Here is a 20,166-nt window from a genome sequence, read left to right as displayed (position 1 = left end):
CATATTCGCATGCCAGTGGTGTTTTCGAGTTGATGGCATGAGCCGAATGTAACTCAGCACCTTCGAGATATCTCCGCTCCATGCCTCCTTCAAGATTTGCAGTCCCTGCCGAAGTCCCCGGTCTCGCCGCGCGCCGCATCGCGGCCGACATCCTCGACGGCGTGCTGCACAAGCACCGCACGCTCGACGATCAGCTCGACGGCGCCGGCGCGCATCCCGGCCTGAAATCGCTGGCCGATCGCGACCGCGCGCTGATGCGCCGGCTGGTGTCGACCATCCTGCGCAAGCTCGGCACGCTCGGCCATTTGCTGTCACGCCTGCTCGACCGCGGTGTCCCGACCGATGCACCGCGCGCGCAGAGCGCGCTGCTGATCGGCGCCGCGCAGATCCTCTGGATGGACGTGCCTGACCATGCCGCGGTCGATCTCTCGGTGCGGCTCGTACAGTCCGACCGGCGCGCGGCGAAATATGCCGGGCTGGTCAACGCCGTGCTGCGCCGCTGCGCGCGCGAGGGCCAGGGCCTGATCGACGAGATCAGCCCGCAAACGCTGGACCTGCCGCAATGGATGCTGGCGCGCTGGAATGCGCATTACGGTGAAGCCACCGCGCGCGACATGGCGCTGGCGCTCGGCCACGAACCGTCGCTCGATCTCACGGTGAAGTCCGACGCGCCGCAATGGGCGAGCCGCCTGCATGGCGAGATCCTGCCGACGGGAACCGTACGCACGCTGCTGCAGGGTTCCGTGACCATGCTGCCGGGCTTTGCCGAAGGCCAATGGTGGGTGCAGGACGCCGCCGCAGCACTTCCGGTGCGCCTGTTCGGCGACATCAAGGACAAGCGGGTCGCCGATCTCTGCGCGGCGCCCGGGGGCAAGACGGCCCAGCTCGCGCTGGCCGGCGCACAGGTCACCGCGGTCGACCGCTCGCCGGCGCGCGTCGCGCGGCTGCGCGACAATCTCACGCGGCTGGCGTTGCAAGCCGAGACCGTCGTCGCCGACGCCGCCGAATGGCCGGCGGAGGCCGCGAGCTTCGACGGTATTCTGGTCGATGCGCCCTGCACCTCGACGGGAACCATCCGCCGCCATCCCGACGTCGCCTGGCTGCGCCAGGAAAGCGACATCGCCGCGCTGACGGCGCTGCAGAAGCGGCTGTTGCATAAGGCCACCAATCTGCTGAAGCCGGGCGGCACGCTGGTCTACTGCACCTGCTCGCTGGAGCCGGAGGAAGGCGAGCACGCGATTGCCGCGCTGCTGGCGAGCGAATCAGGCCTGCGCCGTGCGCCGATCGAGAAGGACGAGGTTGCCGGCCTCGACGACATCATCACCGCCGACGGCGATCTGCGCACCCTGCCCAGCCATTTGCCCAACGCCGACCCGCGGCTGGGTGGACTGGACGGTTTTTACGCGGCCCGGCTGGTCAAATCCTGATTTTAAACTTCAGTCCTCTAAGCTCGAAGTGATTCGCGCGGTATCAAGAGGGTGTCTTCGATATCAAGAGGGTGTCTTGGCCGCGTTTCCGGATTAAATAAGGATTCGTTGAAAATTCCCTCCCCGCAAGGTTAGGCGTGTCGGTCGCTCAAAGCAGACGCATCTCGACGCTGATTGCTGGCCGGTTTGCCCGCAGCATGCTCGCACGCGCCAGCGGGAGCACGGTGGCACTGTCGCGGCTCTGGCCCGGCCGCACCGACCGGCTGATCATCGCCCCGCATGATCTGCGGACCGCCGACGCCACCCGCGCGGCCGAGATCTATGCCGGGCGATTCGTGTTCGCTGGCAAGATCGTCACCTGCCACGGCCGCTCGATCTTCGATCTCGAACCGCCGTCGGAGGATTGGGAGGCCGCCCTGCTCGGCTTCGGCTGGCTGCGCCATCTGCGCGCCGCCGACACCGCGCTGACCCGCGCCAATGCCCGCTCGCTGGTCGACGACTGGATCTCCAACCAGGCCCGCAAGCGGCCGCTGGAGCGGCGCGCCGACGTGCGCGCACGGCGGGTGATCTCGCTGTTGTCGCAGGCCCCATTGGTGCTCGGCGACACCGACGGAAAATTCTACCGCAAATATCTGCGCGGGCTGGCGCGCGAGATCCGTTATCTGCGCCACGCAACACTCGACATTGACGGCGTGCCGCGCCTGCAAGTGCTGATCGCGCTGTGCTACGCCTCGCTCTGCCTCGCCAACCAGGCGCGCAACATCAAATCGGCCACGCGCAGGCTGTCGGACGAATTGCAGCGCCAGATCCTGCCCGACGGCGGCCACATCTCGCGCAATCCCGGCGCGCTGGTCGAATTGCTCAGCGATCTCTTGCCGCTGCGGCAGACCTTTGCTGCACGCAATATCGCGCCGCCGCCGGCGCTGCTCAACGCCATCGACCGCATGATGCCGATGCTGCGCTTCTTCCGGCACGGCGACGGCAGCTTCGCGCTGTTCAACGGCATGAGCACCGCGCCGTCCGATCTCGTCGCGACACTGCTCGCCTATGACGACACCCGCGGCGTGCCGATGGCGAGCATGCCCCACACCGGCTTCCAGCGCCTCGATGCCGGCAACATGACCCTGATCATCGACACCGGTCCGCCGCCACCAGCAAGCGTCAGCCAGGATGCGCATGCCGGCTGCCTGTCGTTCGAGCTCTCCTCCGGCGTCAGCCGCATCGTCGTCAATTGCGGCATGCCGAACACGGGGCGCGACAATTGGCGGCCGTTCGCTCGCTCCACCGCGGCGCATTCGACGCTGACCTATCGCGACACCTCATCGTGCCAGTTCGTCGAACTGTCGGCGATGAAGCGGCTGTTGCGCGGCGCGCCGGTCACCAGCGGGCCCAGCAATGTCGAGAGCTACCGCGAGGCCATCCCCGGCGGCGACGTGCTGACCGCCTCGCATGACGGCTATCTCTCGCGCTTCGGCGTGATCCACCGCCGCGTGCTGATGATCGCCCAGGACGGCACGCGGATGGAGGGCGAGGACTCGCTGTCGCCGGCGCCCGGCGGCCGCATCAAGGGCAGCGAGGCCGATTTCGCGCTGCGCTTCCATCTGCACCCCTCGGTGAAGGCGAGCCGGCTGTCGGATGCCCGCGGCGTGATGCTGGTGCTGCCCAATCGCGACGTCTGGACCTTCGAGGCGCTGGACGACAAGGTCGACCTCGAGGACAGCGTCTTCCTGGCCGGCAATGACGGCCCGCGCCGCACCTCCCAGATCGTGATCCGGCAGGACGCAAGGCAGGCCGCCACCATCCGCTGGAGCTTCGTGCGCTCCTCGACCTCGGCCACCGCCACCAACGCTCGCCGCAACGCCCGCCGCGAGCCGGAACTGCCGCTGTAGGGCAATCTCCGCTATTTGAACCGTCATCCTGAGGAGCCGCGAAGCGGCGTCTCGAAGGATCCACGGCCCCGCCGGTGGCCGTCGACCCTTCGAGACGCGCGGAGCCTGTCATCGGGCCGCGCTTCGCGCGGACCCGTTGGCGCTCCTCAGGGTGACGGGGATAGATTCCCGGGAATCGGCCTCGGAGACCGGTTTCGTGCCACACAAAACCGTGCTACCCGGCTGCCTTAACAGCCAGGGATTTCCTAGAATGACCGAACAGCTTCGCCGCGTGACCCGCGCTCTGTTGTCCGTTTCCGACAAGACCGGACTGATCGATTTCGCCAAGGCGCTTTCCGACCATGGCGTCGAGCTGGTCTCGACCGGGGGCACCGCCAAGGCGATCGCGGCGGCCGGGCTCAAGGTCAAGGACGTCTCCGAGCTCACCGGTTTCCCTGAAATGATGGACGGCCGGGTCAAGACGCTGCATCCGAAGGTGCATGGCGGCCTGCTCGCGATCCGCGACAACAAGGAACACGCCGCGGCGATGGCCTCGCACGGCATCGCGCCGATCGACCTTCTGGTGGTCAATCTCTATCCGTTCGAGGCCACCGTCGACAAAGGCGCCGGCTTCGAGGAGTGCATCGAGAATATCGACATCGGCGGCCCCGCGATGATCCGCGCCGCGGCCAAGAACCATGACGACGTCGCCGTGGTGGTCGAGGCGAACGACTATCAAGCTGTTCTCGACGAGCTTACCGCGCACAAGGGCGCGACCTCGCTCGGCCTGCGCCGGCGGCTCGCCGCCAAGGCCTATGCGCGCACCGCGGCCTATGACGCCGCGATCTCGAACTGGTTCGCCGTGCAGCTCGACACCAAGGCGCCGGACTTCCGCGCCTTCGGCGGCCGGCTGATCCAGTCGCTGCGCTACGGCGAGAACCCGCACCAGACCGCGGCGTTCTACGCCACGCCGGAGAAGCGGCCGGGCGTTGCGACCGCACGCCAGCTGCAGGGCAAGGAACTGTCCTACAACAACATCAACGACACCGACGCGGCCTATGAATGTGTCGGCGAGTTCGACCCGCAGCGCACCGCGGCCTGCGTGATCGTCAAGCATGCCAATCCCTGCGGCGTCGCCGAGGGTCCGGATCTCGCCACCGCCTATGCCCGCGCGCTTGCCTGCGACTCCACCTCGGCCTATGGCGGCATCATCGCGGTCAACCGCACGCTCGATGCGGACGCAGCGCGCGCCATCATCGGCATCTTCACCGAGGTGATCATCGCGCCCGACGCGACCGAAGAGGCGATCTCGATCATCGCAGGCCGGCGCAATCTGCGCCTGCTGCTCGCGGGCGGCCTGCCGAACGCGCGCGCGGTCGGCCTCACCGCCAAGACCGTTGCAGGCGGCCTCTTGGTGCAGAGCCGCGACAATGCCGTGGTCGAGGACATGAACCTGAAGGTCGCGACCAAGCGCGCGCCGACCGATGCCGAGCTGCGCGATCTCAAATTCGCCTTCCGGGTGGCAAAACACGTCAAGTCGAACACCATCATCTATGCCAAGGATCTCGCCACGGTCGGCATCGGCGCCGGCCAGATGAGCCGGGTCGATTCCGCGCGCATCGCCGCGCGCAAGGCGCTGGATGCGGCGGCCGAGCTGAAGCTCGCCGAGCCCCTGACCAAGGGTTCGGTGGTCGCCTCCGACGCCTTCTTCCCATTCGCCGACGGTATGCTCGCCTGCATCGAAGCCGGCGCGACCGCCGTGATCCAGCCCGGCGGCTCGATGCGCGACGACGAGGTGATCAAGGCCGCCGACGAGCACGGCATCGCCATGGTGTTCACCGGCGTGCGGCATTTCAGGCACTGATCTATCAGTTGTCGTCCCGGCGAAGGCCGGGACCCATACCGGGTGATCTATCGAAGGCGCGCTGGGGTTAGTTATCCCTCACCAAGCTTGGCCGGTGGTTATGGGTCCCGGCCTTCGCCGGGACGACGGCGGCGGTTATTCCCGCACCTTCGCCAGCAACACCAGCCCCACCACAAAGAACCCCACCAGGACCGCCATGCCGTATTTCTGGCTCGCGGTCGCTGCCGTGATCGCGCCGATCAGCAGCGGGCCGATGAACGACGTCACCTTTCCGGTCAGCGCGAACAAGCCAAAATACTGCGCGATGCGATCCTTCGGCGCGAGCCGAATCATCAGCGAGCGCGAGGCCGCCTGCAGCGGCGCGCCGGTGGCGCCGATCAGGCAGCCGAGCACGATATATGCGCGCTCGGCGGCGCCCGCGAACAGGGGACCGCCAGGCACCGGCGGCGCAACCGGGATGAACAGGATGGAATCCTTGTTCACGGTGAGGATCACGACGATCGCAAACAGCAGGATCACGAGGCTGCCGGTGATCACGCGTCTCGGACCGAACGCATCGTCGAGCTTGCCGCCGAGCCAGCCGCCGAATGTGCCGGCCACCGCCAAAATGATGCCGAAGGTGCCGATCCGGATGGTGTCCCAGCCGAACGTGCCGGCGGCATAGATGCCGCCGAACGCGAACAGCGAGACCAGCCCGTCGGTGTAGATCATGTTCGCCAGCAGAAACCGCGCCAGCGACTGCTGCTTCGGCAGGCTGGCCAATGATTCCCTGAGCTCGCGCATGCCCTCGCCGAGCGCTTCGCGCATCGGCCGTTTCGCCGGATAGTCCGGCGTGAACAGGAACATCGGCATCACGAAGATGATGAACCACAGCCCGGTCAGCGGTCCGGTGATGCGATCGCCTTCATGCATGACGGGATCGAGACCGAACAGCGGCGTGAGGCCGAACAGCGTGCGGCCGGTCTCGGCATTAGCGGCGAGGAAGCCGAGCACCAGCACGAGACTCAGGATGCCGCCCACATAGCCGGTGGCCCAGCCGGTGCCTGACAGCCGCCCGATCCGCTCCGGCGGCACCAGGGTCGGCATCATCGCATTGTTGAACACGGTGGCGAACTCGACGCCGACGCTGGCGATCGCGTAGGCCAGCAGCAGCGCGGGAATGATGTCGGGATTGCCGGGCTTACCGATCCACATCGCACTCGAGCCGATCACCAGCAGCGCGCCGAAAACAGCGATCCACGGCTTGCGCCGGCCGCTGGCATCGGCGATCGCACCCAGCACCGGCGACAGCAGCGCGATCGCAAGTCCCGCAGCCGCGGTGGCAAAGCCCCACAGCGCCTGCCCGCTCGCGGCATCGGGCGCAACGAAGCTCGCGAAATAGGGCGCGAACACGAAGGTCGTGATCAGCGTGAAATAGGGCTGCGCGGCCCAGTCGAAGAAGATCCAGCTGATGACGGCGGCGCGGCCAGGATAGACCTTGGTGGTGGCCTTCGCATGTTCAGCGCCCGTCTGCATTGTTGCCGTCATCGCGAAAGATATTCCCCAACTCGAACCACAGGCAGGCTTTTGCCGCTTCAATCCGCTCCCATATAGCATGGGCCGGTTTGCTGATACGGCGATGAACAGGGCAGGACATTTCGATGGCGCTGACAGCAACGATGTCGCGACGGCTGTTTGCCGCTCTCCTGGTGATCGGCATCGTGACGCCGGCCTTCGGTCAGGTGCAGCGGCGCGCTTACGAGCCCTCAGCCACCAATACGATTCAAAGCATTCGCGCCGACAACGGCATGGTGGTGGCGCAGGAGAAGCTGGCGGCGCGGGTCGGCACCGACATCCTGCGGCAGGGCGGCAACGCCGTCGACGCCGCGGTCGCCACCGGCTTTGCGATGGCGGTGACCTATCCGCGCGCCGGCAATATCGGCGGCGGCGGTTTCATGGTGATCCATCTCGCCGGCCGCAACGAAGATGTCGCAATCGATTATCGCGAAACCGCGCCGCAGGCCGCAACCCGCGACATGTTCCTGAACGCCGACGGCAAGCCTGATCCAGACAAGTCGCGCAACTCCGCGCTCGCGATCGGCGTTCCCGGCACGGTCGCGGGCCTCGCGCTGGCGCTGGAGAAATACGGTTCCGGCAAGTTCACGCTGGCACAGATCGTCAAGCCCGCGATCGATCTCGCCCGCGACGGCTTCATCGTCACCGACGATACGTCGGACACGCTGTCGGACATGTACCGCCGCATGTCGCGCTGGCCGAACTCGGCCAAGACGTTCTCGCATGCCGACGGCACGCCGCTGCATGAGGGCGACCGCCTGATCCAGGACGATCTCGCCGGCGTACTGACGGCGATTGCCGAGCAGGGACCTCGTGGGTTCTACGAGGGCGCGGTCGCCGAGAAGCTTGTCAGCGGGATCAGGAATGCCGGCGGCATCTTTACGCTCGCGGATCTGAAAGCCTATCAGCCGGTGATCCGCACGCCAATCCGCGGCACCTATCGCGGCTACGACATCGTCTCGATGCCGCAGCCCTCCTCCGGCGGTGTCGTGCTGCTGGAGATCCTCAACATCCTCGAAGGCTTTCCGATGTCGGATATGAAGCAGGGCTCGGCCGCCTCGCTGCATGTCATGATCGAGGCGATGAAGCGGGCCTATGCCGATCGCGCCCGCTATCTCGGCGACCCTGCCTTCGTCGACGCGCCGACGCAGCTGCTGATCGACAAGGATTATGCTGCCAGGCAGCGCGCGACCATCGACCTTGCGCGCGCTACGCCCTGGACCGATGTGCGCAATGCGAAACAGCCGCATGAGGGCGACAACACCACGCATTATTCGGTCGTCGACGCCAGCGGCAACGCCGTCAGCAACACCTACACGCTGAACTTTCCCTATGGCGTCGGCCTCGTCGCCGACGGCACCGGCGTGCTGCTCAACAACGAGCTCGACGATTTCACCGCGGCGCCGGGCGCCTCCAACGCCTTCGGCCTGGTCGGCTTCGAGGCCAATCTGCCGGGGCCCGGCAAGCGCCCGCTGTCGTCGATGGCGCCGACCATCGTGCTGAAGGACGGCAAGCCCGTGCTGGTGACGGGATCGCCGGGCGGCAGCCGCATCATCTCCGCGGTGACGCAGATCATCGTCGACGTCATCGACTACAAGATGGACATCGCGGCCGCGGTCGCGGCGCCCCGCATGCATCATCAATGGCTGCCCGACGAGGTCCGGATCGAGCGCGGCTTTCCCGACGAGGTGCTGGCCGAGCTGCGCGCCAAGGGCCACAAACCGGTCGAGCCGCTCGGCTACTCCTCCGCGAACTCGATCGTCGTCACGACCAATGGTCTGCTCGGCGCGCCCGACCCGCGCACGCGCGGCTCCGAGGCCGCGGGATACTAGAGCTTGATGAAGTTAGGTCGAACCGGCGACCGCGAAGACGCTGCCCTCCCTCTCCCGCTTGCGGGGGAGGGTTGGGGTGGGGGTCTATCCGCGAGTCATATTGTTGAGAGAGCCCCCACCCGCCACGCTCCGCGTCGCTCGTCGGCCTCCCCCGCAAGCGGGAGAGGCGAAGCGAGTCTGCGGTCCGGCTGACTCAACCAAGAATAATCGCGCCTTAGAGCATGATATCCGGAAGAGTGCGAAGCGGTTTTCCGAAAAGGTCATGCTCGAACTAAAGACCTAGAGGGGCAAACGCGGCTTTGCCCGGCCTGCAACATCGCGATAGATTGGCGGTCCGCGCAACTCCGGCCGCGGATCGCAAACAGCCGGTGAATGATTTCTCCGGGGAACGCGCATGAGCACGGCCGAATCCAAAACGATCGAAGTCGCAGAGATCGAGGACACCAGTCTCCTCGCCTTCTATCGCGACATGAACCTGCCGGAGCGGCGCACGTTCTGGGCCTGCGCCTCGGGCTGGACGCTCGACGGCATGGATTTCATGATCTATCCGCTGGTGATCGGCACCATCATCACGCTATGGAAGGTCGATGCCGGCACTGCCGGCCTCGCCGGCACCGTGACGCTGCTGGCCTCCGCCGTCGGCGGCTGGCTCGGCGGCTATCTGTCCGACCGGATCGGGCGGGTGAAGACGCTGCAGCTCACCATCATCTGGTTCTCGTTCTTCTCGCTGGTCTGCGCCGTGGTGCAGAATTTCGACCAGCTGCTGATCGCCCGCGCGCTGCTCGGTCTCGGCTTCGGCGGCGAATGGGCGGCCGGCGCCGTGCTGATCGGCGAAGCGATCCGGCCGCAATATCGCGGGCGCGCGGTCGGCTCGGTGCAGTCGGGCTGGGCGATCGGCTGGGGCCTTGCGGTGCTGGCGCAGGCGATCCTGTTCTCGATCCTGCCTCCGGAGAACGCCTGGCGCTGGATGTTCGTGATCGGCGCGCTGCCGGCGCTGCTGGTGTTCTATCTGCGCCGCTATGTCACCGAGCCGGAGATCTCCGCCGCGACGATGGCGCAGCAGCAGGCATCCGGCAGCGGGCCCGCCGCCTTGTGGGAGATCTTCCAGGGACCGATCCTGAAGACCACGCTGCTGGCCTCGCTGGTCGGCACCGGCATGCAGGGCGGCTATTACGCCATCACCTTCTGGGTGCCGCGCTTCCTCACCACCGAGCGCAAGCTCTCGGTGGTCGGCTCGACCGGCTATCTCGCGACGCTGATCATCGGCTCGTTCATCGGCTATCTGGTCGGCGCCTGGCTTGCCGACCGGATCGGCCGGCGCAATCTGTTCCTGATCTTCTCGCTCGGCGCCATCGCGATCGTGCTGCTCTATACCCAATTGCCGCTGTCCAACGAGGTCCTGTGGGTGCTGGGCTTCCCGCTCGGCTTCTTTGCCTCAGGCTATTTCTCCGGCATGGGCGCATTCCTGACCGAGCTCTATCCGACCCGGCTGCGCGGCTCCGGACAGGGCTTCTGCTACAATTTCGGCCGCGGCGTCGGCGCGCTGTTTCCGTTCCTGGTCGGCGCGCTCTCGACGACGACCACGCTCGCCAACGCGATCGCGATCTTCGCGGTGGCGGCCTATGCCGTGTTCTTCATCGCCGCCTACGCGCTGCCGGAAACGCGCGGGCGCGTGCTGCATGCGGGTGGGTAGCGCTGTAACAGGTGCGCGATGGCGGCGACGCTTGCTCCGTCGTTCCCTCCCCCCTTGCGGGGGAGGGCTAGGGAGAGGGGTGGCCGCGAAGTCGGTGCTTGTGGCTTACCCCTCTCCCCTACCCTCCCCCGCAAGGGGGAGGGAGCCCTAACAGTGTGCGTCCCTAACTAAAGAGGAGCCGACAGATGACATCGCTCAAAGGCAAGACGCTGTTCATCTCGGGTGCGAGCCGCGGCATCGGGCTGGCGATCGCGCTTCGCGCCGCGCGTGACGGCGCCAATGTCGCGATCGCGGCGAAAACCGCCGAGCCGCATCCGAAGCTGAAGGGCACGATCTACACCGCCGCCGACGAGGTCCGCGCCGCCGGCGGCAAGGCGCTGCCGGTGCTCTGCGACATCAGGGATGAGGCCCAGGTGATGGCGGCGATCGAGCAGACCGTCGCCGAATTCGGCGGCATCGACGTCTGCGTCAACAATGCCAGCGCCATCAGCCTGACCCCCTCGCAGGCAACCGACATGAAGCGCTACGACCTCATGATGGGGATCAACACCCGCGGCACCTTCATGGTGTCGAAATACTGCATTCCGCATCTGAAGAAGGCGGAGAATCCGCATATCCTGATGCTGTCGCCACCGCTCGACATGAAGACGAAGTGGTTCGAGCATTCGACCGCTTACACGATGGCGAAGTTCGGCATGAGCATGTGCGTGCTCGGGCTGGCCGGCGAGCAAAAATCTTCAGGCATTGCGGTCAACGCATTGTGGCCGCGCACCACGATCGCGACCGCTGCTGTCGGCAATCTGCTCGGCGGCGACGCCATGATGCGCGCGAGCCGCACGCCCGAGATCATGGGCGATGCGGCCTACGCGATCGTCACGCGGCCATCGCGCGAGTTCACAGGCAATTTCTGCATCGACGACAAGGTGCTCTATGCCAACGGCGTGCGCGACTTCGAGCGCTATCGCGTCGATCCCTCGGTGCCGTTGATGTCGGATTTCTTCGTGCCGGACGACGATGTGCCGCCGCCGGGCGTCACCGTGCAGGCCCTGCCGTCCGTCGGCGGCGCGCAGACGTCGCGCTAGACTAGACCGCCGCCGCGTTGAGCTGCGCGCGCCAGTGCTGCACGCGCTCCTTGAGCAGCGTATCGCGGACATAGGCAAGCTCCTCGTCCTCGATACGCTCCAGCGTTTCGAGCGAGAGATTGTCTGCGCCATGCGCCGACCAGGCGCGCTGCAGCTCGGCATTGCGGTGGCTGCCCATCCCCAGCGTGAACCAGATGCGGTTCTGGATTTTCTCCAGATCGAGCGCCTGCCCGACCCAGACCTCCCCGGTCGCGCGGCAGCGGATCGCGAACACGCCGGCGACGGCAGCGCGCTTCTTGTAGTCGGCAATGGCCAGCTTGCGGTCTTCGGTCTTCATGGCGGCTCCTGTCGTATCGGCATGCTATTTATATCCGGGTATTATTGACAAAACAATTATGCCCGGATAAAACTACGCCATCGAAACGGGGAATCGGACGAGCTGACATGAACACCGCCTGCCATCTGGAGCCGACGTGGAATGCCGGGCGCGACTTTGCCCAGCGTGAGATCAGCGGCGAGCTGGTGATGCTCAATCTGCTGCGCTTCCGCGACATCGCCGACTATTCGCAAAGCCCGGAGCTGGCCCCGCCCCAGCCAATTACGGGTGCGGCGGCCTACGACCGCTATGTCAGCCACACGCTGCCGCATCTGCGGAAGAGCGGCGGCGACATCCTGTTCATGGGTGAAGGCGGCTCGTTCCTGATCGGGCCCGAGGGCGAGCGCTGGGATCGCGCGATGCTGATCCGGCAGAAGAGCCGCGGCGCATTCCTCACCTTCGCGGTGGCGGAGGCCTACCTCGCCGGCATCGGACACCGCACGGCGGCGCTCGCCGATTCACGGCTGCTGCCGCTGGTCGAGCTGCCGAGATGACCGAGATCCTAGCGGCCAACCTCGTACGGCCCGCCCTTCTCGAGCGCCCGCGCATAGGCCGGGCGCGCGTGGATGCGCTCGAGGAAGGCAACGCATTTCGGGTGCCCGTCTTCGAGCCCGCCGCGCGCGGCGGCCGCCTCGAGCGGAAAGCTCATCTGGATGTCGGCGCCGGAGAATTCGTTGCCGGCGAACCACGCGCTCTTGCCGAGCTCGCCTTCCCAATAGGCCATGTGCTGCTTGATCTGCGGATTGACCAGCGTGGACAGCGCCTGGTTCGAGACCTTGCGCACCAGCGGCCGCAGCAGCGCCGGCGCGCGCTTCGGCATCAGCGTGAACAGCAGCTTCAAGAGCAGCGGCGTCATCGCCGAGCCTTCGGCATAGTGCAGCCAATAGGTGTAGCGCAGCCGCTCCGGCGTATCGGCCGGCGGGATCAGGCGGCCATTGCCGTAGGTCGCGATGATGTATTCGAGGATCGCGCCGGATTCCGCGATCGTGTTGCCGTTGTCGGTGACGACAGGCGACTTGCCGAGCGGATGGATCGCGCGCAGCTCCTTCGGCGCCCGCATGTCGGGCTGCCGCTGATAGCGCACGATCTCGTAGGGCACGCCCAATTCCTCGAGCAGCCACAGCACGCGCTGCGAGCGGGAATTGTTGAGATGATGAACCGTCAGCATGGGCGTCCTCTGAAATATCGGCGCAATCGGGCGGCGTTTGGTGCCGGCCGGGAACAGGAAAGTCGAGATCCACGCGCCGTGCTTGCTGGAAATCACCCGGGCAATACGTCGCGCAATCGGAGAGGTCTACCATGAATCCTGCCTATGTCGCCTTCGAAGGCGCGCAACGCATCGGGGCCGGTGACCTCCCTGAGGTCGCCCGCGCCGCCAAGCAGCTGCTCGACCAGCGCAAGGATGCCGCGGTCCTGGTGTTCAACGGCCGCACCTCGGCGCTGGTCGATATCGATTTCCGCGGCTCGGTCGACGATGTGCTGGCGCGGCTGCCGAAGCTCGCGCCTCCGCTCGACGAGGAGCCGGCAACGCCGGCCGGGCCGCGCGGTCCGGGACGGCCGAAACTCGGCGTCGTCGCGCGCGAGATCACGCTGTTGCCACGTCATTGGGACTGGCTCGCGCAGCAGAAAGGCGGCGCATCGGTTGCGATCCGCAAATTGATCGACGAGGCGCGGCGCGCGAGCGGCGACAAGGACCGCACGCGCAGCGCCCAGGATGCCGCCTATCGCTTCATGACAACGATGGCCGGCAACCGGCCAAACTACGAGGACGCAATCCGCGCCCTGTTCGCGCACGACCGGCGACGCTTTGCGACGTTGATCGCGGACTGGCCCGCAGATATCCGCGACCACGTGATCCGGCTCGCCTATAGCGATCAAGCGGACTGACCCTCGATGAACCCAATATCGACGAGCAGCCGCGAGTGAGCTCGCTCCCTCTCCCGCTTGCGGGGGAGGGCCGGGGTGGGGGTCTCACCGCTAGGAATACTCTTTACGTGGAGAGAACCCCCACCCGGACCGCATCTTAAGATGCGATCCGACCTCCCCCGCAAGCGGGAGAGGTGCAGGGAGTGTGCCGCCCGACCTAAGACGCACCAGCAAGGTGCTTAGTCAATTTTTGGAAGTTGAACGTGTCCAAACCTCCGTCCCTGCGAAGAGCCTTCCTGTCGTTCCTGGCGCCGATGCTGCTGAGCAATGTGCTGCAGTCGCTGTTCGGCACCATCAATGGCATCTATCTCGGCCAGATGATCGGCGTCGACGCGCTCGCGGCTGCGTCGGTGTTCTTTCCGGTGATGTTCTTCTTCATCTCCTTCGTGATCGGCCTGAGCGCGGGCGCTTCGGTCATGATCGGCCAGGCCTGGGGCGCCGGTGAGCCCGACCGCGTCAAGGCGGTCGCCGGCACGACCATGACCGTGACGTTGCTGCTGGCGCTCGCGATCGCGATATCAGGCGGCCTGTTCGCCCGCCCGCTGTTGATCGCGCTCGCCACGCCACCAGACGTCCTCGACGCCGCGGTGTCCTATGCGCGGATCATGATGATCACGATGCCGGTGACCTTCGCATTCCTGCTGCTCGCGGCGATGATGCGCGGCGTCGGCGACACCGTGACGCCGCTGCTGGCGCTGACGGTCTCGACCGTCGTCGGCCTTGTGGTGACGCCCGCATTGATCCGCGGCTGGCTCGGCCTGCCGATGCTGGGCGTCGCCAGTGCCGCAATTGCTTCCGCAATCTCGGGCGTGGTGACGCTGCTGTGGCTGCATATCCACATGCTGCGGCACAAGCATCCGCTGGCTTTCGACGCCGCGTTCCTGCGCGCGATGCGGCCGAACGGCGCGCTGCTGCGCATCGTGCTGCGGCTCGGCATTCCGACCGCGATCGGCATGGTGGTGGTCTCGCTCGCCGAACTGGTGCTGCTCGGCCTCGTCAACGGGTTCGGCTCGGAGGCCACCGCCGCCTATGGCGCGGTCAACCAGGTGATCGGCTATGTGCAGTTTCCGGCGATCTCGATCGCCATATCGGTGTCGATCTTCGGCGCCCAGGCGATCGGCCGCGGCGATTCCAACCGGGTCGGCGCCATCGTCCGCACCGGGATCGAGATGAATCTGGCGCTGACCGGCGGACTGGTGGTGCTCGGCTATCTCTTCGCGCGGCCGCTGATGGGCTTCTTCATCGTCGATGGCGCGGTGCTCGCGCTGGCGCAGCAGCTTCTGTACATCGTGCTGTGGAGCATGGTGCTGTTCGGCATGGCGACGGTGTTCTCGGGCGCGATGCGCTCCGGCGGCACGGTGTGGATGCCGCTGTTCATCTCGATGCTGGCCATGGCGCTGGTCGAGGTGCCGGTCGCGATCCTGCTCAGCCGGGCGATCGGCATCAGCGGCATCTGGATCGCCTATCCCGCCACCTTCGCAACCATGTTCGTGCTGCAGATGGCCTATTACGCCCTAGTATGGCGCAAGCAGACCATCAAGCGGCTGATTTGACATCGCGCGCCGCGGCTCACATGATGAGTATCATATTCTCCTGATGGCGCCTGCGGCAGCAGGTCCATGCTAGAGAAAAGCCAAACAAGCCCAAACCAGACAGGCCGAGGGAGAGACCGCCGTGAGCCAGAATCCGCAATTCCTGTTCGATTTCGGCAGCCCCAATGCCTTCCTCAGCCACGAGGCGATCCCGGCGATCGAGAAACGCACCGGCGTCACGTTCGAATATGTCCCGATCCTGCTCGGCGGCATCTTCAAGGCCACCAACAACAAGTCGCCGGCCGAGACGCTGGCGGGAGTCAAGAACAAGCCCGAGTTCATGAAGATCGAGACCGAGCGCTTCCTCAAGCGCTTTGGCGTCAAACCCTACACCTGGAACCCGTTCTTCCCGGTCAATACGCTGAACCTGATGCGCGCGGCGGTCGCCGCCCAGCTCGAGGGCGTGTTCGAAAAGTACATCGAGGCGGCTTTCCACCACATGTGGGTCGAGCCGAAGAAGATGGACGATCCGGAAGTGGCCAGCAAAGCCATCGCCGCCTCCGGCCTCGACGCCGCCAAACTGTTCGCCCGCGCGCAGGACGCCGACGTGAAGGCCAAGCTGATCGCGAACACCCAGGCCGCCGTGGAGCGCGGCGCGTTCGGCTCGCCGACCTTCTTCGTCGGCAACGAGATCTTCTTCGGCAAGGAGCAGCTGCGCGAGGTCGAGGAACTGGTGTCGGGAAAGTGAGATGAGCGAATGGCCAATAGCGGGTAGCGAATAGTCGACCAGCATCCCTATCTATCCGCCATTCCTCATTCGCTCTTCGCTCGCTTCCCGGGCAACAACAAAGAAGGACAAATTCCCATGCGCGTTCTCGTGGTCGGCGCCGGTGCGATCGGCGGATATTTCGGCGGCCGGATGCTCCAGGCCGGCCGCGACGTTACTTTTCTCGTCCGGCCCCGCCGCGCCTCCGAGCTCGCCTCCGCCGGGCTCGTGATCAAGAGCCCGAATGGCGACGTCACCTTGAACAACCCGCCGACCGTGCAGGCCGACAAGCTCTCGGACAAATTCGACGTCGTGCTGTTGAGCTGCAAGGCGTTCGATCTCGAGGACGCGATCAAGTCCTTTGCGCCCGCTGTCGGCGACAAGACCGCGATCATCCCGCTGCTCAACGGCATGCTGCATCTCGATGCGCTCGACAAGAAATTCGGCGCCCAGCACGTGCTCGGCGGCCTTTGCGCGATCGCGGCGACGCTGAACGAGAAGCGTGAGGTGGTGCAGCTGCAGCCGATGCAGTCGCTCGGCTTCGGCGAACGCGCCGGCGGCCTGTCGGACCGGGCGCGCGCGATCGCGGAGACCTTCTCCGCCATCAACGGTGCGGCCGCCAGCGAGCACGTGATGCAGGACATGTGGGAGAAGTGGGTGTTCCTCGCGTCGCTCGCCGCCTCCACCAGCCTGATGCGGACCTCGGTCGGCAACATCCTGGCCGCACCCGGCGGCAAGGATTTCCTGCTCGGCATCCTCGACGAATGCAGCGCGATCGCGGCCGACGCCAGCCATGCGCCGGGTGGGCCGTTCTTTCAGCGCACCCGCGGGCTCCTGACCACCGAGGGCTCGCCGATGACCGCATCGATGTTCCGCGACATCAAGGCGGGGCTGCCGGTCGAGGCCGACCACGTGATCGGCGACCTGATCGTGCGCGCCGACGCCGCCAAGATCCCGGTGCCGAAGCTGCGCACGGCCTACACGCATCTCAAGGCGTACGAGAAGCAGCGGGTTGGTTAAACCTGTAGCCCGGATGGAGCGGAGCGAAATCCGGGATTCTCGCGTGATGGTTCGAGCGGCCCCGGACTGCGCTTCGCTGCATCCGGGCTACGCGCTATCTCCGTCGTCCCTGCCTAGTGCGCAATTGCGCACAGGAGCAGGGACCCGTACGCTGCGGCCTCTCGATTTGAGGCGGTCGGAGTTGATATCTCTTCAAGACAATTGAAGCCGGTGGTTATGGGTCCCTGCTTTCGCAGGGACGACACCGTTGTTGCGGCTACAAATGCGCTAGATAATGCGCAAGCGCCGTGATCTCCTCGTCGCTCAGGGGATACGCCACGTCGGCCATCGCCGCCTGCGCCCCGCCGGAGCGTACGCCGGACTTGTAGTCGTGCAGCGCCTTGACGAGATATTCCTCGCGCTGGCCGGCGATGCGGGCCACCGCCTTGGTGCCGACATATGTATCGGTGTGGCATGAGGCGCAGCGGCGGCCGGCCGCGGCCTGCTTGCCCTTCTCGGACAATTCCGGATTGTCGTCCTTGCCGCCCTTGAACGGCGTCAGCGAGGCGAAATAGGCGCCGAGATTGCGGATATCGTCGTTGGTGAGCTGCTCGACGATCGGCTGCATCTGCTCGTTCTTGCGCGCGCCGGCGCGGAAGAACACCAGCTGCCACTGAACGAACTGGTCGAGCTGGCCGGCGAGCGAGGGAATGTTCTCGGTCTGCGAGATGCCGTTGTCGCCATGACAGCCGGCGCAGATTTCGGCCTTCGCCTTGCCGGCGGCGACATCGGCTGCCTCCGCAAAGGAGGTCATCGCGATTGCCGACGCGAACAGGATTCCGAGGGACGCGATACGCATTGCCAGTTCTCTCCACGTGTCATTGCCGGGCTTGCCCCGGCAATCCATCGCATTTGCTAAAGGGTTTTTGTTGAGATGGATGCCCGGATCAAGTCCGGGCATGACTGGTCTGTTCCGTTGTTGGCTTGCTGAACCAAACGAACGGGGCTGCAGCCGCCTCATCGGCCACCGCAGCCCCGCTGCCTTCAACCGTTACTTCTTGCTGTAGCTGATGCGATAGATCGCACCGGCCCAGTCGTCGGCGACGAGGATGGAGCCATCCTTGTCGAGCAGGATGTCCGCGGGACGGCCGAGATAGCCCTGGTCACCCTCGATCCAGCCGGAGGCGAAGATCTCCTGCTTGGCATTCTTGCCGTCGGGGCTCGCGGTGATCTTCACGATACGGCCGCCCTGGTACTTGTGCCGGTTCCAGGAGCCGTGCTCGGCGATCAGGATGCTGTTCTTGTACTCGGCCGGAAATTGGCTGCCGGTATAGAACTTCATGCCGAGCGGAGCCACGTGGGCGCCGAGATTGTACACCGGCGGGGTGAACTCCGAGCACTTGTGACCCATCGCGAACTTGGTGTCCGGCAAATTGCCCTGGTGGCAATAGGGATAGCCGAAATGCTCGCCGATCTTCGAGATCATGTTGAGCTTGTCGCTCGGCAGATCGTCGCTGATCCAGTCGCGGGCGTTTTCGGTGAACCAGTACTTGCCGGTGCGCGGATCGACGTCGCCGCCGACCGAGTTGCGCACGCCGAGCGCATAGATCTCCGCGTTGCCGGTCTTGGGATCGACGCGGCGGATCTGCGACACCGAGGTCGGCGGGATGCCGATGTTGAAGGGAGGTCCGAACGGAATGTAGAACCAACCATCCTTGTCGACGGCGATGTATTTCCAGCCATGCGCCGCGTAGGACGGCATGTCGTCATACACCACCTTGCCGCTGCCGAGATTGTCGAGATTGGCTTCGGCGTTGTCGTACTTGATCAGCTTGTCGACCGCGATGACATAGAGCGCGCCGTCGCGGAAGGTGAGGCCGGTCGGCATGTTGAGGCCCTTCAGGATGGTCTTGACCTCCTTCTTGCCGTTGTTGTCCTTGATCGCATAGACGTTGCCGAGGCCGAACGAGCCGACGAACAGCGTGCCCTTGTCGCCCCAGGCCATCTGCCGCGCCGCGAGCACGTTCGAGGCATAGACCTCGATCTTGAAGCCCGGCGGCAACTTGATCTTCTTCATCATCGCGGCGAGTTCGGTGTCGGAAGCGCCGGTCGGCGGACCGGACGGCGGGGCAAGGCCCTTCTGCGCTTCGGTCTCGTCGCCGAGGAACCAGTCATCCGGCGGATGGGTCCAGAATTCCTTGGTGCCGGATTCGTATTTCTTCAGCGCCCGGTTCTTGTCGGTTTGTTGCTGCGCATTGGCGAAGGTTGTCCCCGCCAGCAGCGCAATCGCCGCGAACGCAAGTATGGATCGATTGAAAGCCGATTTCATCGCGTCACTCCCCTACGCAAGCCGTTGCAGCTTGCCTGTTATTGATTTTGAACGCCCTGAGAGATGATGGTGGCGGTCTGTGAGGTAGGTCAGACGGCAAAATGGTAGCACATCCATCGACGCTGAAAAGCGCGTGCTCGGGTGTGCGCTGCGTCAAAACAAGTTGAGACGAAATTTGAGACGAAATTTGGGATCAAATTTTCCTGCGCGAGCCTGCCAGATAAGAAGGCATTCTGCACCGCAGCGTAATATTCAAACGTAGCTAACGCTCGCGATCGCGTCTATCGCGACGAGAGGCGCGAAAGCCCGAGCGCCGGCGCCTTGGCCTTCGACAGCGGACTGAACAACACGCTGCGCTTCTGCCCGCCGAAGATCGCCGCGATCTTGAAGCCGTCATCGGTGGCGATGATGTCGCCGGTCCGCAGCGTCATGTTGTCCGCGATCGCAATCGGCGACAGTTCGGTGGACGCACCGGCACTGCACGCACGCGCAGTGCGGCACGATCTCGCGCTGGAATCGGAATGCATTTGCGAACGCCTTGTAGGTCTCGCCCGCTTCGGTTCTGGCGCTGTCGATGTCGGAGCCGGACACCAGCTTCACCGCGGTGGCGGGACAGACCGCCTCGCAGGTCTGACATCCGCCGCCGCACTCACGCGCGGCAGCGGGCAGTAGCGGCCATCGCGGGCCGCGGCATCTTGACCGCGAGATCACGGCACTGCCTGAACTGCAAAACCGTCCAAACAGCAAAAAGCCCGCACCAATGGGCGGGCCTTCATCAGACTGTCAGCTCGGTCAGCGAGATATTTTGGAGCGGGCGAAGGGGCTCGAACCCTCGACCCCGACCTTGGCAAGGTCGTGCTCTACCACTGAGCTACACCCGCATCCGAAATGGCGGCGATCGCTCGCCGGCAACGGCAG

17 protein-coding genes and 1 tRNA gene are annotated in these 20,166 nt (G+C 65.4%); 11 read left to right on the top strand and 7 right to left on the bottom strand.

Annotated features, from left to right (window positions below; genetic code table 11):
• Positions 1–80 precede the first annotated feature (80 nt).
• From AAFG07_RS00325 to purH, 3 genes are all read left to right on the top strand, one after another.
• Positions 81–1,427, top strand: a complete 1,347-nt coding sequence (locus AAFG07_RS00325; protein ID WP_342725506.1) for an RsmB/NOP family class I SAM-dependent RNA methyltransferase — start codon at positions 81–83, stop codon at positions 1,425–1,427.
• Between the two features lie 137 nt (positions 1,428–1,564).
• Positions 1,565–3,316 (top strand): heparinase II/III family protein, encoded by a 1,752-nt coding sequence (locus tag AAFG07_RS00320; RefSeq protein ID WP_342725505.1) that lies wholly within the window; start codon positions 1,565–1,567, stop codon positions 3,314–3,316.
• 250 nt (positions 3,317–3,566) lie between these two features.
• A complete protein-coding gene (gene purH / locus AAFG07_RS00315) occupies positions 3,567–5,159 on the top strand; it encodes a bifunctional phosphoribosylaminoimidazolecarboxamide formyltransferase/IMP cyclohydrolase (protein WP_342725504.1) in 1,593 nt (530 codons plus the stop codon).
• A gap of 135 nt (positions 5,160–5,294) precedes the next feature.
• Here purH and AAFG07_RS00310 read toward each other — a convergent pair whose 3' ends face one another.
• Positions 5,295–6,674: an MFS transporter gene (locus tag AAFG07_RS00310; RefSeq protein ID WP_342725503.1), complete on the bottom strand. Its 1,380-nt coding sequence runs from the start codon at positions 6,672–6,674 to the stop codon at positions 5,295–5,297.
• A 125-nt stretch (positions 6,675–6,799) separates the two neighbouring features.
• Between AAFG07_RS00310 and ggt the strand changes: the two genes are divergently transcribed.
• From ggt to AAFG07_RS00295, 3 genes are all read left to right on the top strand, one after another.
• A complete protein-coding gene (ggt, locus tag AAFG07_RS00305; protein WP_342725502.1) occupies positions 6,800–8,545 on the top strand; it encodes a gamma-glutamyltransferase in 1,746 nt (581 codons plus the stop codon).
• Between the two features lie 394 nt (positions 8,546–8,939).
• Positions 8,940–10,238: an MFS transporter gene (locus tag AAFG07_RS00300; RefSeq protein ID WP_092121178.1), complete on the top strand. Its 1,299-nt coding sequence runs from the start codon at positions 8,940–8,942 to the stop codon at positions 10,236–10,238.
• Between the two features lie 185 nt (positions 10,239–10,423).
• The gene (locus AAFG07_RS00295; protein WP_342725501.1) at positions 10,424–11,320 is read left to right on the top strand and encodes an NAD(P)-dependent oxidoreductase; all 897 of its coding nucleotides are present in this window, start codon (positions 10,424–10,426) and stop codon (positions 11,318–11,320) included.
• 1 nt (position 11,321) lies between these two features.
• On the opposite strand, the gene AAFG07_RS00290 is transcribed toward AAFG07_RS00295, so the two are convergent.
• Positions 11,322–11,657 carry a GIY-YIG nuclease family protein gene (locus AAFG07_RS00290; RefSeq protein ID WP_342725500.1) on the bottom strand — a complete coding sequence of 112 codons (336 nt, stop codon included), beginning with the start codon at positions 11,655–11,657 and terminating at the stop codon, positions 11,322–11,324.
• A 107-nt stretch (positions 11,658–11,764) separates the two neighbouring features.
• Between AAFG07_RS00290 and AAFG07_RS00285 the strand changes: the two genes are divergently transcribed.
• Positions 11,765–12,190, top strand: coding sequence for a DUF1330 domain-containing protein (locus tag AAFG07_RS00285; RefSeq protein WP_342725499.1), 426 nt, complete (start codon positions 11,765–11,767; stop codon positions 12,188–12,190).
• An 8-nt stretch (positions 12,191–12,198) separates the two neighbouring features.
• Here the strand turns inward: AAFG07_RS00285 and AAFG07_RS00280 are convergent, their stop codons facing one another.
• Complete coding sequence (locus tag AAFG07_RS00280) at positions 12,199–12,864, bottom strand: glutathione S-transferase (RefSeq protein WP_342725498.1); 666 nt, start codon at positions 12,862–12,864, stop codon at positions 12,199–12,201.
• Between the two features lie 131 nt (positions 12,865–12,995).
• Here AAFG07_RS00280 and AAFG07_RS00275 point away from each other — a divergent pair, with 131 nt between their 5' ends.
• The 4 genes from AAFG07_RS00275 to panE all read left to right on the top strand — a co-directional run bounded on the left by AAFG07_RS00275 (position 12,996) and on the right by panE (position 16,940).
• On the top strand, positions 12,996–13,583 hold the full coding sequence (locus tag AAFG07_RS00275; RefSeq protein ID WP_342725497.1) for a DUF2239 family protein: 588 nt from the start codon (positions 12,996–12,998) through the stop codon (positions 13,581–13,583).
• A gap of 236 nt (positions 13,584–13,819) precedes the next feature.
• Positions 13,820–15,175 (top strand): MATE family efflux transporter, encoded by a 1,356-nt coding sequence (locus AAFG07_RS00270; protein WP_342725496.1) that lies wholly within the window; start codon positions 13,820–13,822, stop codon positions 15,173–15,175.
• A 121-nt stretch (positions 15,176–15,296) separates the two neighbouring features.
• Positions 15,297–15,902 (top strand): 2-hydroxychromene-2-carboxylate isomerase, encoded by a 606-nt coding sequence (locus AAFG07_RS00265; protein ID WP_342725495.1) that lies wholly within the window; start codon positions 15,297–15,299, stop codon positions 15,900–15,902.
• Between the two features lie 117 nt (positions 15,903–16,019).
• The gene (gene panE, locus AAFG07_RS00260; RefSeq protein ID WP_342725494.1) at positions 16,020–16,940 is read left to right on the top strand and encodes a 2-dehydropantoate 2-reductase; all 921 of its coding nucleotides are present in this window, start codon (positions 16,020–16,022) and stop codon (positions 16,938–16,940) included.
• A gap of 256 nt (positions 16,941–17,196) precedes the next feature.
• On the opposite strand, the gene AAFG07_RS00255 is transcribed toward panE, so the two are convergent.
• From AAFG07_RS00255 to AAFG07_RS00240, 4 genes are all read right to left on the bottom strand, one after another.
• Entirely contained in the window at positions 17,197–17,733 is a 537-nt protein-coding gene (locus AAFG07_RS00255) for a c-type cytochrome (protein ID WP_342729410.1), read from the bottom strand.
• Positions 17,734–17,970: 237 nt separating this feature from the next.
• Entirely contained in the window at positions 17,971–19,248 is a 1,278-nt protein-coding gene (locus AAFG07_RS00250; protein WP_342725493.1) for a PQQ-dependent sugar dehydrogenase, read from the bottom strand.
• 281 nt (positions 19,249–19,529) lie between these two features.
• Entirely contained in the window at positions 19,530–19,775 is a 246-nt protein-coding gene (locus AAFG07_RS00245) for a hypothetical protein (RefSeq protein ID WP_342725492.1), read from the bottom strand.
• A gap of 279 nt (positions 19,776–20,054) precedes the next feature.
• A tRNA-Gly gene (locus tag AAFG07_RS00240) sits at positions 20,055–20,129 on the bottom strand.
• Positions 20,130–20,166: the final 37 nt, after the last annotated feature.

Source organism: Bradyrhizobium sp. B097 (genome assembly GCF_038957035.1).
In the GTDB taxonomy this organism is placed as follows: domain Bacteria; phylum Pseudomonadota; class Alphaproteobacteria; order Rhizobiales; family Xanthobacteraceae; genus Bradyrhizobium.
This window is presented reverse-complemented; position numbering and strand designations above follow the sequence as displayed.

What these genes read in the sequence shown, in the direction of transcription:
- panE (WP_342725494.1), top strand. Translation starts at nt 16,020, where the DNA reads ATGCGCGTTCTCGTGGTCGGCGCCGGTGCGATCGGCGGATATTTCGGC.
- AAFG07_RS00255 (WP_342729410.1), bottom strand. Translation starts at nt 17,733, where the DNA reads ATGACCTCCTTTGCGGAGGCAGCCGATGTCGCCGCCGGCAAGGCGAAG.
- AAFG07_RS00310 (WP_342725503.1), bottom strand. Translation starts at nt 6,674, where the DNA reads ATGCAGACGGGCGCTGAACATGCGAAGGCCACCACCAAGGTCTATCCT.
- AAFG07_RS00275 (WP_342725497.1), top strand. Translation starts at nt 12,996, where the DNA reads ATGAATCCTGCCTATGTCGCCTTCGAAGGCGCGCAACGCATCGGGGCC.
- purH (WP_342725504.1), top strand. Translation starts at nt 3,567, where the DNA reads ATGACCGAACAGCTTCGCCGCGTGACCCGCGCTCTGTTGTCCGTTTCC.
- AAFG07_RS00250 (WP_342725493.1), bottom strand. Translation starts at nt 19,248, where the DNA reads ATGAAATCGGCTTTCAATCGATCCATACTTGCGTTCGCGGCGATTGCG.
- ggt (WP_342725502.1), top strand. Translation starts at nt 6,800, where the DNA reads ATGGCGCTGACAGCAACGATGTCGCGACGGCTGTTTGCCGCTCTCCTG.
- AAFG07_RS00295 (WP_342725501.1), top strand. Translation starts at nt 10,424, where the DNA reads ATGACATCGCTCAAAGGCAAGACGCTGTTCATCTCGGGTGCGAGCCGC.
- AAFG07_RS00285 (WP_342725499.1), top strand. Translation starts at nt 11,765, where the DNA reads ATGAACACCGCCTGCCATCTGGAGCCGACGTGGAATGCCGGGCGCGAC.
- AAFG07_RS00300 (WP_092121178.1), top strand. Translation starts at nt 8,940, where the DNA reads ATGAGCACGGCCGAATCCAAAACGATCGAAGTCGCAGAGATCGAGGAC.
- AAFG07_RS00245 (WP_342725492.1), bottom strand. Translation starts at nt 19,775, where the DNA reads ATGCATTCCGATTCCAGCGCGAGATCGTGCCGCACTGCGCGTGCGTGC.
- AAFG07_RS00280 (WP_342725498.1), bottom strand. Translation starts at nt 12,864, where the DNA reads ATGCTGACGGTTCATCATCTCAACAATTCCCGCTCGCAGCGCGTGCTG.
- AAFG07_RS00325 (WP_342725506.1), top strand. Translation starts at nt 81, where the DNA reads ATGCCTCCTTCAAGATTTGCAGTCCCTGCCGAAGTCCCCGGTCTCGCC.
- AAFG07_RS00290 (WP_342725500.1), bottom strand. Translation starts at nt 11,657, where the DNA reads ATGAAGACCGAAGACCGCAAGCTGGCCATTGCCGACTACAAGAAGCGC.